Here is a 16,414-nt window from a genome sequence, read left to right as displayed (position 1 = left end):
GACATGAACACTTCTCGGGAATCGGACTGTCTATCTTCCCCTTGTGCAGGTTCGTCATCGCTGTCGGAGCCGCCGGTGACGGCGGCTCCGATCGGTCATTGCGCAGCAGCGGATGTGGACTTGACGCCAGGCGCGTCACGAAAACGGATTTCAGCATTACGCCGAGTGTAGTAGAACCAGGTCAACCCAATGCAAATCGCATAAAACACGATGAATCCGTAAAGAGCCGGCTCGGCCCCCCCGGTCCAGGCAATGGAGCTGCCAAAGGTCTTGGGAATGAAGAAGGCACCATAGGCGGCGATGGCCGAAGTGAAGCCGATGGTCGCCGCAGATTCCTTCTCGCTCTGCTGGCGCTGCGCCGGAGTGTCGAGGTGGGGCATCAGACGTGCCACCTCCTGACGGAAGATCTCGGGGATCATCTGGAAGGTGCTGGCATTGCCCACGCCAGTGAAGAAGAACAGCAGCAGGAACATGGCGAAGAAGCCCCAGAACGCGCCAGGCTGCTCCTTGATTCCGAGAAAGAACAGCACGCCCCCCACGCAAGCGATCATCGCCGCGAACACCCACAAAGTGACCCGTTCACCGCCGAAGCGGTCCGAGACCCAGCCGGTACCAGCACGGGAAAGCGCCCCGATAAATGGCCCGAGGAAGGCGAACTTGAGCACATCGACTTCGGGAAACTGATTGGCGGCGAGCAGCGGAAACCCTGCGGAATAACCGATGAAGCTGCCGAAGGTCCCGGTATAAAGCACACACATCAGCCAGTTGTGCTTACGCTTGAAGATGACCGCCTGGTCGGAAAAGGAAGAGCGTGCACTGGCGATATCGTTCATGCCGAACCAGGCTGCCACGGTGCCGATGAGAATGAACGGCACCCAGACGAACCCTGCATTCTGCAGCCAGAGGCGTGCGCCCTCTCCGCTGGTCTGGGGTTCTCCTCCCAGGGCACCGAATACGCCGGTGGTAATGACCAGCGGAATGATAAACTGCATGACGCTGACACCCAGATTGCCCAATCCGGCGTTCAGGGCCAGGGCGTTACCTTTTTCGCGCTTGGGATAGAAGAACGAGATGTTGGCCATGCTCGAGGCAAAGTTACCCCCACCGAAGCCGCACAGCAGGGCCAGGATCAGCATGACCAGATAAGGCGTTTGCGGATTCTGTACGGCAAAGCCGATCCACAGCGCAGGGAGTAACAGCGAGGCGGTGGAAATCGCCGTCCAACGACGGCCACCGAAGATCGGCACCATGAAAGAGTAGAAGATGCGCAGCGTGGCACCGGACAATCCCGGCAGCGCCGCCAGCCAGAACAGCTGGTTGGAGGTGTAATCGAATCCTACCTGAGGCAACTTGGCGACCACCACGGACCACACCATCCACACGGCGAAGGCCAGCAGCAGGTTGGGAATCGAGATCCATAGATTGCGCGTGGCGATGCGCTTGCCTTTTTCCGCCCAGAACTGAGGATCTTCCGGCCGCCAGTCCTCCAGCACGAAACGGTTGGGGGTCGACAGCTCCGGCAGGTCGGTGTGCGGCTGTTGGCGCTGCCACTCATCGCGCTCGGCGCGGCGTATGGCGTAGTGCATCCAGGCCAGCGCGGCGACGACCACCACGAACAGCAGCATGAAGCTGCTCTGCCATACGCCAATGACGTCGTTGAGCATGCCGAAGGTCAACGGCAGGAAGAAGCCGCCCAGGCCGCCAACCATGCCCACCACACCGCCTACGGCGCCGACATGATGGGGATAGTAGACAGGAATGTGCTTGAACACCGCCGCCTTGCCCAGCGACATGAAAAAGCCCAGCACAAAAATCAGTACGATGAAGCCTGCCAAGTTCAGCGAGAAGGAGAAGCGGATCTCGTCATGCACGCCCGCGACCACGTATTCGGTGGGTGGATAGCTGAGCAGGAAGGTGCACAGCGCCGAGGCCACTAGTGTCCAATACATGACCCGCCGCGCGCCGTAACGGTCGGACAGCCAGCCGCCGAGAATGCGAAACAGCGAGGCGGGAATCGAATAAAGAGCGGCGACCATGCCCGCCGCGGCGATGCTCAAGCCGTAGACCTGGGTCAGGTAGTACGGCAGCCACAGGGCCAGGGCGACGAAGCCGCCGAAGACGAAAAAGTAGTAAAGCGAGAAGCGCCATACGCGAATCTCGGCCAATGGGGCCAGTTGAGCCTTGAGCGGTACCGGATTGCGACGACGCTCCTCGCTCAGCGGATCGTTCTTGGCCAGCAGGGGAAACACCACACCCATGATCGCCAGCACCGTGGCGTAGACCAGTGCCGCACCGCGCCAGTCCATGGCCAACAACAGGAAGGGCGCACCGAAATTGGTGACCGCCGCCCCCACGTTGCCCGCGCCGAACAGTCCCAGCGCGGTGCCTTGATGACGGGGTTCGAACCAGGCCGAGGTATAGGCCACGCCGACGATGAAAGCGCCCCCGGCCAGGCCGACGCCCAGCGCGGCGAGCAGCAGCATGGGATAGCTGGAGGCCAGAGTCAGCAGATAGACGCAACCGGCGGTGGCCAGCATCACGATGCTAAATACCCAGCGCCCCCCGAAACGGTCCGTCCAGATGCCCAGAAACAGCCGGCTGATCGAGCCGGTGAGTACCGGCGTAGCCATCAACAGCCCCAACTGGGTGTCGGATAGCCCCATTTCCTGCTTGATCCGCAGACCGATGATCGAAAAGATGGTCCATACCGCAAAACACAGCGTAAACGCCAGGGTGGATAACCCCAGCGCTCGACGCTGATCACGACGGGACGGTGAAACGGTAGTCGCCATGGTGTCTCCCCTTATGGCCTGTTGATGCACCGATAGGGGTACTCTGGCGCCTCACGGTCTACCCCCTGTTGACCCACGTCAACCCCAGTGGCGGGAAGTCACTTCATGAATCAGGCACTTAGCCCTAGTGGGTAGCTATACCTATCCCGCTATCATCATGAAAAATAATGCGTAGATGAATAAATAATACCTCTTAAGGAGTAGGTTGAATTTGAAGAAAGAATCTTTAGGAGTAGGCGAGGTGCTTAACCGACTGAGGCATTCGCTGACCTTCGCCATGGGCATGACCCTAGGCGCCATAACGCTGCTGGCGTTATGTAGCATGGTCGCGACCATCTATCTCACCGAAACTGCCCAGGGTGACGCCCAGGCCATCAACCGGGCCGGCTCACTGCGCATGCAGGCCTGGCGCCTGCTGGCGGTGGCTTCCCAGGTGGAGCAGCCGCGCTGGCAGCAGTTACTCGAGGACATGGATGGCACATACGCCCGTATCGCCGACACGGGACTGTTCGCCCGACCGCAGGCTCCCCAGACTCGACGGCTGCGCGAACTGCAGCGCCAATGGCAGCAGCTGCTGCGACCCGCACTGCGCCAGCCGGCGCGGGTCGACACGGCCATCGCCCAGCGCATCGCGACACATGTGTCGCAACTCGACGGCCTGGTCGGGTTGATGCAGCAGGCTGCGGAACAGCGTCTGCAACGGCTGAAGTGGCTGCAGATCACCTTTCTGCTGCTGACCCTGCCCATCCTCGCCTACGGCGGCTATCAGGTGTTTCGTCATGTCCTGCCCCCACTGCGGCATCTGCTGAGCGTGGTCGAGGCACTGCGTCAGGGCGATTTCACTGCCCGCAGCCACTATCGTCGCGATGATGAGATCGGCCTGCTGTCGGCCACCGTCGATGACATGGCCGAGCAACTCGCGCTGGTCTACCGGGGATTGGAAAATCAGGTACAGGACAAGTCCTACCGCCTGCAGGAGAGCCATCTGGCGCTGCGTCTGCTCTATGCCAACGCCCGTTATCTGGCCTCTACTGCACCGCGGGACATCGACTACGAACACGCCCTGGCGCCTTTCGCCACGCTACTGGCACCTGCCAGGCTACGCCTTGAAACCGCAGAGGATTCGTCGGAGGAGGACCCGCATGCGTTGTACTTCCCTTTACAGGAAGCCGGCACGCGCTATGCCACGCTGATCGTCACCCTGCCCGACGCGGAGTCCCTGCCGCAGTGGAAGCGCCAGATCTGCGAAACGATAGCCGACCATCTGAGTGCGGCCATGGTCCTGCAGGCCCGCAGCCGCCAGCAGCGCCGTCTGGATCTGATGGACGAACGCGCAGTGATTGCCCGCGAATTGCATGACTCCCTGGCTCAGTCGCTGAGCTATCTCAACATTCAGGCCATGCGTCTGGAGCGTCAGCTCCAGACGCATCTCGCCACCGACGAGGCCGACCCCCGAATTGCCACCGTCCTCGCCGAGCTTCGCCAGGGTATCGACCACGCCTATCGTCAATTGCGCGAACTGCTGGTCACCTTCCGCCTGCGCCTGACCGAGCAGGGCCTCGGCAGCGCCGTCTCGGCGGCAGTGGCCGAGTTCGCCGCCCGTGGCAAGCTGACCATCGAGGAACATGTGGCACTGGAGGACGATCTGCTGGCACCGGACGAGGAGCTGCACGTGGTGCAGATTCTGCGCGAAGCATTGGCCAACGTGGTCCAGCACGCCCGGGCCAGCCACGTGCGGCTTGAGCTGCGCAAAAGCGACGCTTACGTCACGATGCGTATCGAGGATAATGGGGTCGGCTTGCCCGCGGAGCTGAACCGACCCCAGCACTATGGCACCATTATCATGCAGGAACGGGCGCATAGCTTGGCCGGTACGCTACACTTCTCCTCCTCATCGCTGGGGGGAGCACGTATCGACCTGTCCTTCATACCGAGAGGAATGCAGCATGACATCTGATACCGAACGACTCGGGGTGCTGATAGTGGACGACCACCCGCTGTTTCGCAGTGGTGTCCGCCAGTTGCTCGACATGAGCGACGAGCTGTTCTGCCTCGGCGAGGCGGATAGCGGCAGCCAGGCGCTCATTCGGATCAACGAGATGTCTCCCGATCTGATCCTGCTTGATCTCAACATGCGTGACATGGACGGTATCGGCGTGCTCAAGGCCATGCGGCAGGCCGGTGTCGACGTGCCCATCGTGATGCTCACCGTCTCCGATCAGGAAGAGGACGTCATCGCCGCCATTCGCGCCGGCGCCAGCGGCTATCTGCTCAAGGACATGGCGCCCGAACAGTTGCTGGAAGCGCTCGATCGTCTGGCCCGGGAGGAAATGACCTTCGACAATCGGCTGACCCCGCTACTGGCTGGCGCCCTGCGCCGTCCGGCAGCACCCTCCGGCCCCAGCGCCGAGAACCTCACCCGGCGCGAACGGGAAATCCTGAGGCTGTTGGTCAAGGGCCACTCCAACAAGCTGATCGCCCACCGGCTGGACATCCGTGAAGGCACGGTCAAGGTACATGTCCGTCACCTGCTGAAGAAGCTCAACATGCGCTCGCGTACCGAAGCCGCGGTATGGGCAGCCAATCAGGGCATCTCCTGATCCCACGTCTGATCCCGTAAAGACCACCGGTTATCGACAAGCTTGCGGTATCCGGCACGCATGACGGCATGCCTGGCAGGACTGGGCATGACACACGTCAACACCTCTCTCGTCACCAGCCGATATAGTGCCTCCAAAACAATTACACGCCTTCTCCTCCACCAACGGTGACGACCATGACTTCCGCCCTGCGCTTCGACCGGACTCTACTCGAGAAATACGACCGGCCCGGCCCACGCTACACCTCCTATCCTACGGCGCCACAGTTTCATGCCGGCTACACGCCATCGGAGTATCGCCGCGCCGCACAGGACAGCAATGCCATGGCGCATCCCAAGCCGCTCTCGGTCTACGTCCACGTGCCATTCTGCCGCAGCCTCTGCTACTACTGCGCCTGCAACAAGATCATCACGCACAAGACTGAGCGTGCGGTGGAGTATCTGGAATACCTCAAGCGTGAAATCGCGCTACAGGCACCGCTATTCGACAGCAGTCGCAAGCTCGAGCAGTTGCACCTGGGCGGCGGGACACCGACCTATTTCACCAGCGAGCAGCTCCGTGAGCTGTTCGCCGAACTTGATCGCCATTTCCACATGGATCACAGCGACAATCGGGAGTTTTCGCTGGAAGTCGATCCGCGCACGGTGACGCCCACCCAGATCGCCACCCTGGCCGAGATCGGCTTCAACCGGCTCAGCTTCGGCGTGCAGGATTTCGATCCGGAAGTCCAGAAAGCGGTCAACCGTATCCAGACCGAGCAGCAGACTCGCGAGTTGATCGACGCTGCCCGGCAATCCCGCTTCCGCTCGGTCAGCGTGGACCTGATCTATGGCCTGCCCAAGCAGACCGTGGCCAGCTTCGATGCCACACTCGACAAGGTGATCGCCCTGCGTCCCGACCGGCTCGCCGTCTACAACTATGCTCACCTGCCGGAGCTATTCCGCGCTCAGCGCCTGATTCGTCCCGAGGATATGCCGCCTCCCGAACGCAAGCTCGAGCTGCTCGAGCTCACCATCACACGCTTGACGGCGGCCGGCTACGTCTACATCGGCATGGATCACTTCGCGCTGCCCGACGACGAGCTGACCCTGGCCCAGCAAAACGGCACGCTGCAGCGCAACTTTCAAGGCTACTCCACGCACGCCGACTGCGACCTGATCGGCCTGGGCGTGACCTCGATCGGCAAGGTCGGGGCCAGTTACAGTCAGAATTTCAAGGAGCTGTCGGCTTACTACATGGCTCTCGATGCAGGGCAGCTGCCGGTATGTCGCGGCTACGAGCTCAATGCGGATGACGAGCTGCGCCGCGACGTGATCAACCAGCTGATGTGCCACGATCGCATCGACTTTGCCAGCATCGAGCGCCAGCACAATATCGATTTCAACGTCTACTTCGCCGCGGAGCTGGCCTCGCTCGACGATTTCATCGCCGACGGCCTGGTCGAGGTCCATCGTGACGCCATCGAACTCAAGCCGGCCGGACGGCTGTTGATGCGCAACGTGGCGATGGTCTTCGACCACTACCTCAAGAAGCCGAAGCAGGAAAAGCGTTTTTCGCGGGTGATCTGATGTGCTGTCGAGACCGTATAGCGAGGCCATTCACGGCCCCGCTATCATCCGGTAACGACATTAAGAAATGCGCCCCGCGTTCTACACCGGCACTCGCATGCATGCGCCTTGCATCGCGCTTTCACCCCACGAAGGGCGGTGGGGATTAGATCAACCGCCACCAGGAGAGCGGGTGATGCGCCAGGGCCGTACCGACGATATAGGCGAAGATGGCGATAGCCAGTAACGCCGCCAGCCCCCGCGAGCGCGGCGTGCGTCCGCGCTTGATCGCCAGGGTACCCACTCCGATATAGGCCACCAGCCCGATGAGCTTGGCCGCGAGCCATGGCTGCTGGGTGGGCCAGGCATGCAGCATGAACATCAGCGTCACTCCCGCCGCCAGCAATACGGTATCGATCAGATGCGGCAGCACGCGCACCCAACGCTGGTTGAGCCGTGGCGACTCGCGCACCGACCACCAGGCTCTAAGCGTGAACAGCGAAATGCTCAGGGCGGCTGCGCTCATGTGAATATGCTTGATCAGAAAGTAATCCATGCGGTTCCTTCGAGGCTACTGTACCTGTACCGCCCAACAGTATTCTGCAACGGTCCCGACGAATCCAACTGCGGATCGTTATCGCTTTTCTGCATCGCTACATGCTTGGTCACGCCGGCCGTCCAGCCGCCTGTAACGGCTACCGATACGCGGGGCGATATATCACCGACCCGCGCTCAGCGATGGCCTTGAGATAGCGACAATCAATGCAGCGGCTTAGCCGGACCGAAATGTTCGTAGTGGCGCTGCGCTGAAGGAACGCCCAAGTCCTCAAGGGCATTGTCGATGCATGACATGAAGCCCTGCGGACCGACGAAATAGACCTCGGGGTTACCGGCGGGGAGATACAGCGAGACCAGCTCGGGCGTGATGAGTCCCGCATGGCTGGGGGTATCCTCCGCCTGCGGACGCTCGTAGATCGAGACCGTGGTCAACCGCTCGGGATACTCCGCCTTCAGTGCCGCGAGCTCATCGGCGAAGGCACGATGCCGACCGTCCAGAGCCGCATGCAGGTAGGCGACCTGCCGTCCATCCTTCAACGCCTGGCGGGCCAGGGGCAGTATCGGTGTCTGTCCCACCCCGCCACTGATCAGCACGACCGGTGCCTGGCTCTCGTCGAGAACCAGCTCCCCTGCCGGCGGCAGCAGTTCGAGGCGGTCGCCGACCTGTTGTGTGTCGTGTAGATGACGGCTGGCTCGGCCTTCGGGATCACGACGCACCGAGATGCGATAGGACTTGCCGTTGGGCGACGCCGAGAGACTGTAGTGGCGATAGACCGGTTCGCCATCGATCTCCAGCTTGACGCCGATATACTGGCCGGGCGTAAAGTCCGCCACCGCCTCGCCGTCCTCCGGCGTCAGCACGAAAGAGCGAATCACGCAGCTCTCCTCGTGACTTTCGGCGATGCGGAAGCCACGCGGGCCTCGCCACCCTCCCGGGCGAGAAGCGAACTCGAAGTAGCGTCGGTCCTCAAGTTCGATCAGGTGGCCGGCGAGTTCTTCATAGAGCGCGCCCCAGGCATCGGCCACCTCGGGCGTCACGGCATCGCCCAGTACCTCGGCGACCGCGGACAGCAGGCATTCGCCGACGATCGGGTACTGATCGGGGCGGATATTCAGGGCAATATGCTTGCCGACGATGGGAGCCAGCAGGCTGCGAGTGTCCCGCGGGTCCTGGCGCAGTTGCACATAGGCCAGTACCGCACCGGCAAGCGCACGCGGCTGGGCGCCGCTGGCCTGGTGACTGGCGTTGAAGAGTGCCTTGACATCGGGATAACGCTCGAACATCAACGGATAGAAACGCTGGGTGATGGTGTCGAGATGTTCGGCCACCACCGGAGCGGTGGCGGCGACGATACGTTCCTGGTCAGGGGTCAGCATGGAGTCTCCTTCTGCGAGGAATTGACGTGAATGACGCCAGACTCAACGCAAAACCCGGGCCATATTCCGCGCCCCCTTATGTTTCAATCAATTATCATGGATGGTTACGATTGCCGAGCTTGTATCGTCAAGCGCTGCGTGATGTTATGACCACCTCTATCGAGGTCAATTCGACCTCACCGCTTGCCAAAGGGTAAAAATGACCGCATTCCTGATCGCCCTGAAGCGATTGCTGCGTCAACTGAGCGAGGGACAGCGCTGGAGCCAGGCCCAGCCCTACTGGGCCGAGCTGCTACAGGCGCTGGTGCGCGACTACCCCGCCGACGCCAGCACACTGCTGGTCATGATCGACGGTGAATTGCACCCCGTAGCGGTACTCGGCATGGATCAGGAAGTTCAGGGCCGTCATTTCGCGCTCGAAGCTCATCCGCGCTTGGCGACGATCGCCGCACATCCCGGCGTCTGCCGCTTCGCCCAGGACTGCCCCCTGCCCGACCCTTTCGATGGTCTGCTCGATGAGGCCCTGAGCGAAGTGCACGACTGCGTCGGCGTGGCTCTACGCGACGGCCAGCGCCTGATCGGCATGCTGACGTTGGATGCCCTGACACCGGGCAGCCTGACGGCGCTGGACGAAGACGAGCTGCTTGCCTCCGCCGCACTGCTCGCCACCTGCCTGCGTCTTGCCGAACAGTTGGACACGACACGCCTTAGACTGAGCGAAGCGCTGGACGACGCCAGTCATACGAGCCCTTCACTGCCATGGCGGAGTCAGGCGATGCGTGAACTCGATAACAGCATCGATCTGGTCGCCACGACGAATCTGGGTGTGCTGATCCACGGCGAAACCGGTGTCGGCAAGGAGCGGGTGGCACGAGCGCTGCATGCCCGCTCCACCCGCAGCCGCGGTCCACTGGTGCGGGTCAACTGCGGAGCCATCAGTGCCCAGTTGATCGAAAGCGAGCTGTTCGGCCACCGCCGCGGTGCCTTTTCCGGCGCGGTGCGCGATCACCGGGGGCATTTCGCCATGGCCGACGGCGGCACGCTGATGCTCGATGAAATCGGCGAGCTGCCCATGGCCCTTCAGCCCAAGCTGTTGCGGGTGCTTCAGGAGGGCGAGATTCAGCCGCTAGGTAGCGAGCGGCTCCAACAGGTCGATGTACGCATCATTGCCCTCACCAATCGTGACCTGGCCGAGGAGGTCGCCGCCGGACGCTTTCGCGAGGATCTTTACCATCGTCTCAACGCCTTTCCGCTGCGTGTCCCGCCACTGCGTGAACGTTACGCGGACCTGCCGGTACTGGCCGGCCATTTCCTCGAGGACAATCGTGTGCGCCTGGGGCTGGCCAACCTGCGCCTAGCCCCCGAAGCTCAGGCACGGTTACTGGCATGGCGCTGGCCGGGCAATGTACGCGAACTGGAGCACACCCTGGCACGCGCCGCGTTACGCGCCGTCGCGGAACAGGCTCACTCCTCCGGTTCTCGTCGCCAGACCGTGGTGCGCATAGAAGCCCATCATCTCGATCTGGCGGAAGCCCTTCACGTCCCGGCACCGGCGGCGATCTCGCCGGCAATCCCGCCACCGCCAGCGCAGCAACATGCTTCACCCGACCTGCGCCAGGCAACCGAGGCTTTCCAGCGCCAGTTGATCGAACAGTCCCTGGCGCAGTGCGACGGCAACTGGGCCGCCGTGGCCCGCCAACTGCAGCTCGACCGCAGTAATCTGCACCGCCTGGCGAAACGCCTGGGGCTCAAGACGCGCTGAGACAGTCCGGTATATCGCCGATCTCACAACAGGTGCAATATGGAGAGATAACGCAGCAGCACGCCTATAAACATCAGGACAATACCGCCGCGCTGTAACCGAAACTCTACGGGCGTAAGCGCCAGGCGGTGTGACCAGAACATCAGCACCCCGCGAATGTCCTGGGTGCGATGCAAGTACAGGACGTAGGCCAGCACCACTACCGTCAGCCCGGCCATCAACAGCACATTCTCGAACACGGCCATGACGGCGTCTCCTTCCTCGTTCTCGTACGGAGCAAACAGCGGACGGCAGCCTGTCGCGATACATCACGCACGCTTGGGCGCCTGCTTTTTCAGATGCAGATACATCAGTGCCGTGGTCACGGCGTCCCCCAATGCGGTATGCCGTCCCATGACAGGCACGTCGAGCGCCGCAGCAAGCGCCTCGAAACTCAGATGAGGTTCCAGTTCGGGGCACGCACGACGCATCTCTTTCGCATAGACCTGGGCAATGTCGATACACTCGTTGGGCAGATCGAAACCGAACCGGGGACGCAGGTGGCGGTTGATCACGGCCATGTCGTAATCGATGCACCAGCCCAGCAAAGGACGATTGCCGATGAACTCCAGCAGTTTCGCCAAGGCATCTCCCAGCGCCTCACCTCCATGCAGATCGACTCCCCGCAGGCCATGGATACGGATCGAATCGCCGCCGAGCCCCTCCGGACGCTGCAAGCGGATATCCAGGGAATCGCTGGTCAATACCCTGTCGCCACGCAGCTTGACGGCGGCGATCGACACCAGCTCGGCGCTCTTGGGGTCGAGCCCGGTGGTCTCGCAGTCAAGCGCGACCATTTCTTCTCCTACGTAAGGCACGAACAGCCACGCGTAGCTGCCATTGCCATGACGGCGACGATCACTGGCGCGGCGCAGGGTACGCATCATGGCCCACTCCTCCCTTCCGGATGCTTGATGTCTCGATTCTCAATATTCGAGGTGATAGCGATGTGACAGGCGCTGCTTGAACTCCTTGACCGTGTGCAGCGCCTCGCGCAACAGATCCCGCTCCAGCGACGACAGGCGCTGTACCACGATACGGTTGGGCTCGACCATGGGCGCCCCATCCAACTGCGCCAGTTGCTGCTTGAGACGCAGCTCGGCAAACAGCGACATGGCGGCTTCCAGATCCTCGGCGAATTCGGCATCGAGCCGACCATCCGCCACCAGGGCATTCAGGCGGGCGAAGGTCGAGGTCGAGGCAATGCGTCGCTCCATCACCAGAGTCCGCACCCCATGCACGATGGGGAATATCCCGCCTTTCTTGATGTCGATGCCATGCTCCGGCCGCTTCACGGAGCCGAACATGGTCAGCGGCGTGGAGAAACGCAACGCCGCACGTGCGAATTGCGACAGAAACAGCTCATCCCCCGAACAATGCTCGAAGAGATGTTCACGCAGCCCGTCGAGCAGGGCGACGTTGCCGGCCACCGCATGGGCGTCGAGCATGATGGCGAGATTCATCAGCGAAGCGCCGTCGCGTCTCGAGGCCCAGCGTGCAACCTTGCCGCGCCATGCCGACTCGGTGGCTACCCAGTCGGGATTGGAGACCATGATGTTGCCGGGACAGGGCGGATACCCCAGCGTCAGCAGCGCTTCGGTCAGGCGTGGCATCGTCTCGGCGACGTCAGGCCAGTCACTGCCGTCGGGAAGGATCAGCGCATTGTCCTGATCGGTCTTGAGGATCTGCTCTCCGCGGCCTTCGCTACCCATCACCAGCAGACAGCTCTGCGACTGGCAAGGCTCCGGCACGACGAACTGAAATGCCTTGGACATGATACGTCCGTTCAGGGCCGCCATCAGCTCCATGGCGAAGCGCAGCTTGACGCCTTGGGCCATGAGTCCCCGTATCAGCTCCGGCAGCCGAGCGCTGGCTTGCGCCAACTCATCCAGGGTCTCGGCCTGCTCGAGCTGCAGACCGACCACATAGGCGCGACTCGAGAAGAAGCTCAGCACATCGGTAAGCTCGACCACGCCCAGCACCCGGCCTTCCTCCATGACCACGACGCGGGCCACCTCGTGGCGGGTCATGCTGATCAGCGCCTCGAACAGGTAGGCCCCGGCACGCGCCGAGATCAGTTCGAAGTGGGCGATGCCGAGAACCGGCGATGCCGTCGGCACTCCCTCGATGACGGCGGCATTGAGCAGATCGGTCTTGGTGACCATGCCGCAGCGTTTACCATCGCTTACCAGCAGGCTATCAGCATGATGGGTATTGAGCAGCGCCGCGGCCTCGGCCAGCGTCGTCTCGGGCGTGGCCATCAACGGCTCACGCATGCACTCGGTGATGCGTGCCAGCATGAAGCCGGCCATGGTGACGCCACCTTCGGCACGGCGCTCGAGCAGGCGCCGGGTCTTTTCCGCCAGCCGCTGCTGGAAGAACTCGCCAAAGGAAGGCGCTTCCTCGCATAGCGTCAGAAACAGCGACTTGGGCAGCAGGTAACACAGGCTTTCCTGCTCGGTCTGGAAGCGATAGCGGCTCTTGCCGTTCAGAATGCTGATCGCTCCGAAGATATCGCCGCTGGTGTAATGACCGATACGCCGCTGGGATTCGGGAACCGACATATCCAGCTCCGCAACTTCGCCCTTGTGGATGACAAAGACGAACTCGCCGGGCTGGCCGGAATCGAGAATGATCTTCCCGGCATCGAAATAGGCCAGGTCGGCCCCGCGCCTGACCCGTGACCTCCCTGCCTCATCAAGCAGAGAAAAGGGAGCTTGTGAAAAATCGATGTCGACCATCATATCGCCCTCGTCATGACGGCTGTATCCCGCTGACAACCGTAAGCAGGCGAGCCATTGATCCTACCGCGCGGGTCTTCATCGATACGGAGATCACCTTACGGTCCGTCTAAAAAGTATCTGCACTGAATCGGCTCAAGGTGCTCACTTACTCATGCAAACTCCGTTCTTTCACCGACTTTTGTCTTGTCTGGACCGCACTCGCCGGCTTTCCAGACAGAATCCAATACGCAACGAGAAAGCTTGGCATGCCTTGTCGATCAAGTTTCGAGTCAGCGGCACATTCACAAGGGACAAGTGCGGCAGACTTGCCGGTGAATTCCTTCATGTCTCCTCTGTCGTTTACAGTGACAAAGCTAGAATATCAGCCATATTTCTTTCAATTGAACATAGACCAAGGTTCTAGGTGATTAATTGTTAGACCATTGTCCTATCCCCCGATGCATATACCATCGTCCTATTCAGAAATCACTCCTTGCGGCACTCAGAGAACAACCAAATTTATCTTGTTGTTTTTAAAAACAAAAAAACATAAACCAGCACTTAACAACCTTTCCACAATACCAAAGTATGGGATTTTATTTTTTTCGTTTATTGACCAATATTGCCTGCGAGGCATAAGGATGACATCACGCAATAAAGCGTCAGAAATCCAAGCATATATGAGAGAAATAACAACAGTCGCGCAATAAAAAAACAAGCAGGGAGACTTTTACAGCGACAGCCAATTCCTGTCATCAAAACAATGCAGACTCCGATGACAATAATGGAATGGATGCCTGTCGGACGATCGACAGGCATCCTGCCGAGCAAAACTGTTCTCGAAGCAACTCCTACTTAAAAACAAGCGGAGAGCAATACTATGGCAGAAGACAAAACCAATGCCGCTGCTTACTGGAAGGCGAATGTCCGCCTGATCACCGGATGCCTGATCGTATGGGCGCTGGTGTCTTATGGCTGCGCCATCCTGCTACGCCCCTTGCTGTCAGGCATTTCTGTCGGCGGCACGGACCTGGGATTCTGGTTCGCACAACAGGGCTCCATCCTCGTCTTCATCGTTCTGATCTTCTTCTACGCCTGGAAGATGAATCGATTGGACAAGAAATTCGGACTCGAGGAGTAAGCCATGAGTCAGTTTGCGATCAACGTTCTCTTCGTCGGGGCCTCCTTTGCCATCTATATCGGCATTGCGATCTGGGCCAAGGCCGGCTCGACCAAGGACTTCTACGTCGCGGGTGGCGGGGTCCATCCCATCACCAACGGCATGGCCATCGGGGCCGACTGGATGTCCGCCGCCTCGTTCATCTCCATGGCGGGTCTCATCGCCGCCGGAGGGTACGCCAACTCCACCTTCCTGATGGGCTGGACCGGCGGGTATGTCCTGTTGGCCTTGCTGTTGGCTCCCTACCTGCGCAAGTTCGGCAAGTTCACGGTTCCTGAATTCATCGGCGACCGCTTCTACAGCAAGCCGGCGCGCATGGTGGCAGTGGTATGCCTGATCATTGCCTCGGTCACCTACGTCATCGGCCAGATGGCCGGTGCCGGTGTGGCCTTCTCGCGCTTTCTGGAAGTCGACGCGACCACCGGCCTGATCATTGCCGCCGTCGTGGTGTTCTTCTACTCGGTGCTGGGCGGCATGAAAGGGATCACCTATACCCAGGTGGCCCAGTACATCGTGCTGATCATCGCCTACACGATTCCGGCGATATTCATCTCTCTGGAACTGACCGACAATCCCATCCCGCCGCTCGGCCTGTTCTCCGATCACAGTGTGTCCGGCGAGCCGCTGCTGTCCAAGCTCAACGAGGTGGTCACGGCCCTGGGCTTCAACGCCTACACGGCGATGGTGGATAACAAGCTGAACATGGTGCTGTTCACCCTGTCGCTGATGATCGGCACCGCCGGCCTGCCCCACGTCATCATGCGCTTCTTCACCGTGCCCAAGGTTGCCGACGCACGCTGGTCCGCAGGCTGGGCGCTGGTATTCATCGGTCTGCTCTATCTGACCGCACCGGCCGTGGCTTCCATGGCGCGCCTGAACCTGATGACCACCATCTACCCGGACATGGCAGGTCAGGTAGAGAACTACGAGGACGCCGCTGCCAACCCCATCGCCTACGAGAACCGTCCCGAGTGGATCCGGACCTGGGAAGAGACCGGCCTGATCACTTATCAGGACAAGAACAACGATGGCAACATCCAGTTCTACAATGGGTCCGCCGACTTCTCCGAGCGCGGCTGGGAAGGCAACGAACTGGAAGTCAACAATGACATTCTGGTCCTGGCCAACCCCGAAATCGCCAACCTGCCTGGCTGGGTTGTCGGCCTGATCGCCGCGGGCGGCCTGGCCGCGGCCCTGTCCACCGCAGCCGGCCTGCTGCTGGCCATCTCCTCGGCCATCAGCCATGACCTGATCAAGGGGGCGATCAATCCCAGAATCACCGAAAAGGGCGAGCTCCTGGCCGCCAGGATATCGATGTCCGTCGCCATCGTCGTGGCCACTTACCTCGGAGCCAATCCCCCCGGGTTCGCCGCCCAGGTCGTGGCACTGGCCTTCGGTATCGCTGCCGCCTCGCTGTTCCCGGTGCTGATGATGGGGATCTTCTCCAAGCGGGTGAACAACAAGGGCGCCATCACCGGCATGCTCGTCGGCCTGATCTTCACCCTGGTCTACATCTTCATCTACAAGGGCTGGTTCTTCATCCCGGGCACCAACAACCTGCCGGATACCCCGGACAGCTGGATGCTGGGCATTTCCCCGCTCTCCATCGGTGCCGTGGGTGCCATCCTCAACTTCGCCGTGGCCTACCTCGTCTCCAATGCGACCGAAGAGCCGCCGCAGGAGATCCAGGATCTGGTGGAAAGCGTGCGCTACCCCAAAGGAGCTGGTGGTGCCATCGACCACTAAGCCATAATACCCATGACCCGGCAGGTCCGGGTCATGGGTCCACACCACGTCGGGCTTCCCAGCGGGAAGCCCGATTTCGTTAGGAAGGCA

Annotated in this window: 12 protein-coding genes; 6 read left to right on the top strand and 6 right to left on the bottom strand. The window is 61.0% G+C overall.

From position 1 onward, the window contains the following. Window positions 1-95: 95 nt before the first annotated feature. Window positions 96-2,792 (bottom strand): nitrate/nitrite transporter, encoded by a 2,697-nt coding sequence (locus tag ACYQ12_RS04445; RefSeq protein WP_459868305.1) that lies wholly within the window; start codon window positions 2,790-2,792, stop codon window positions 96-98. Between the two features lie 241 nt (window positions 2,793-3,033). Between ACYQ12_RS04445 and ACYQ12_RS04440 the strand changes: the two genes are divergently transcribed. The 3 genes from ACYQ12_RS04440 (at window position 3,034) to hemN (ending at window position 6,960) form a co-directional block, all read left to right on the top strand. Next, entirely contained in the window at window positions 3,034-4,749 is a 1,716-nt protein-coding gene (locus ACYQ12_RS04440) for a histidine kinase (protein ID WP_459868302.1), read from the top strand. Beyond that, entirely contained in the window at window positions 4,739-5,392 is a 654-nt protein-coding gene (gene narL, locus ACYQ12_RS04435) for a two-component system response regulator NarL (RefSeq protein ID WP_459868299.1), read from the top strand. Before ACYQ12_RS04440 ends, narL begins: the two co-directional genes overlap by 11 nt. Before the next feature lie 176 nt (window positions 5,393-5,568). Beyond that, entirely contained in the window at window positions 5,569-6,960 is a 1,392-nt protein-coding gene (gene hemN, locus ACYQ12_RS04430) for an oxygen-independent coproporphyrinogen III oxidase (protein ID WP_459868296.1), read from the top strand. 145 nt (window positions 6,961-7,105) lie between these two features. Here hemN and ACYQ12_RS04425 read toward each other — a convergent pair whose 3' ends face one another. Together ACYQ12_RS04425 and hmpA are read right to left on the bottom strand one after the other, a co-directional pair. Continuing rightward, window positions 7,106-7,495, bottom strand: a complete 390-nt coding sequence (locus ACYQ12_RS04425) for a SirB2 family protein (RefSeq protein WP_459868294.1) — start codon at window positions 7,493-7,495, stop codon at window positions 7,106-7,108. 203 nt (window positions 7,496-7,698) lie between these two features. Further along, window positions 7,699-8,874 carry an NO-inducible flavohemoprotein gene (gene hmpA, locus ACYQ12_RS04420; protein ID WP_459868291.1) on the bottom strand — a complete coding sequence of 392 codons (1,176 nt, stop codon included), beginning with the start codon at window positions 8,872-8,874 and terminating at the stop codon, window positions 7,699-7,701. A 199-nt stretch (window positions 8,875-9,073) separates the two neighbouring features. On the opposite strand from hmpA, the gene norR reads away from it, so the two are divergent. Then, window positions 9,074-10,636 carry a nitric oxide reductase transcriptional regulator NorR gene (gene norR / locus ACYQ12_RS04415; RefSeq protein ID WP_459868288.1) on the top strand — a complete coding sequence of 521 codons (1,563 nt, stop codon included), beginning with the start codon at window positions 9,074-9,076 and terminating at the stop codon, window positions 10,634-10,636. Window positions 10,637-10,659: 23 nt separating this feature from the next. Here norR and ACYQ12_RS04410 read toward each other — a convergent pair whose 3' ends face one another. The 3 genes from ACYQ12_RS04410 to ACYQ12_RS04400 all read right to left on the bottom strand — a co-directional run bounded on the left by ACYQ12_RS04410 (window position 10,660) and on the right by ACYQ12_RS04400 (window position 13,416). Continuing rightward, window positions 10,660-10,881, bottom strand: coding sequence for a hypothetical protein (locus tag ACYQ12_RS04410; RefSeq protein WP_459868285.1), 222 nt, complete (start codon window positions 10,879-10,881; stop codon window positions 10,660-10,662). Window positions 10,882-10,944: 63 nt separating this feature from the next. After that, a complete protein-coding gene (locus tag ACYQ12_RS04405; RefSeq protein WP_459868282.1) occupies window positions 10,945-11,562 on the bottom strand; it encodes a 3'-5' exonuclease in 618 nt (205 codons plus the stop codon). Window positions 11,563-11,601: 39 nt separating this feature from the next. Then, window positions 11,602-13,416: a putative nucleotidyltransferase substrate binding domain-containing protein gene (locus ACYQ12_RS04400; protein ID WP_459874463.1), complete on the bottom strand. Its 1,815-nt coding sequence runs from the start codon at window positions 13,414-13,416 to the stop codon at window positions 11,602-11,604. Window positions 13,417-14,278: 862 nt separating this feature from the next. Here ACYQ12_RS04400 and ACYQ12_RS04395 point away from each other — a divergent pair. Next, complete coding sequence (locus ACYQ12_RS04395; RefSeq protein ID WP_459868279.1) at window positions 14,279-14,539, top strand: DUF4212 domain-containing protein; 261 nt, start codon at window positions 14,279-14,281, stop codon at window positions 14,537-14,539. A gap of 3 nt (window positions 14,540-14,542) precedes the next feature. Next, entirely contained in the window at window positions 14,543-16,324 is a 1,782-nt protein-coding gene (locus ACYQ12_RS04390) for a sodium:solute symporter family protein (protein WP_459868276.1), read from the top strand. Window positions 16,325-16,414: the final 90 nt, after the last annotated feature.

It is taken from the genome of Halomonas shantousis (genome assembly GCF_054654615.1).
This window is presented reverse-complemented; position numbering and strand designations above follow the sequence as displayed.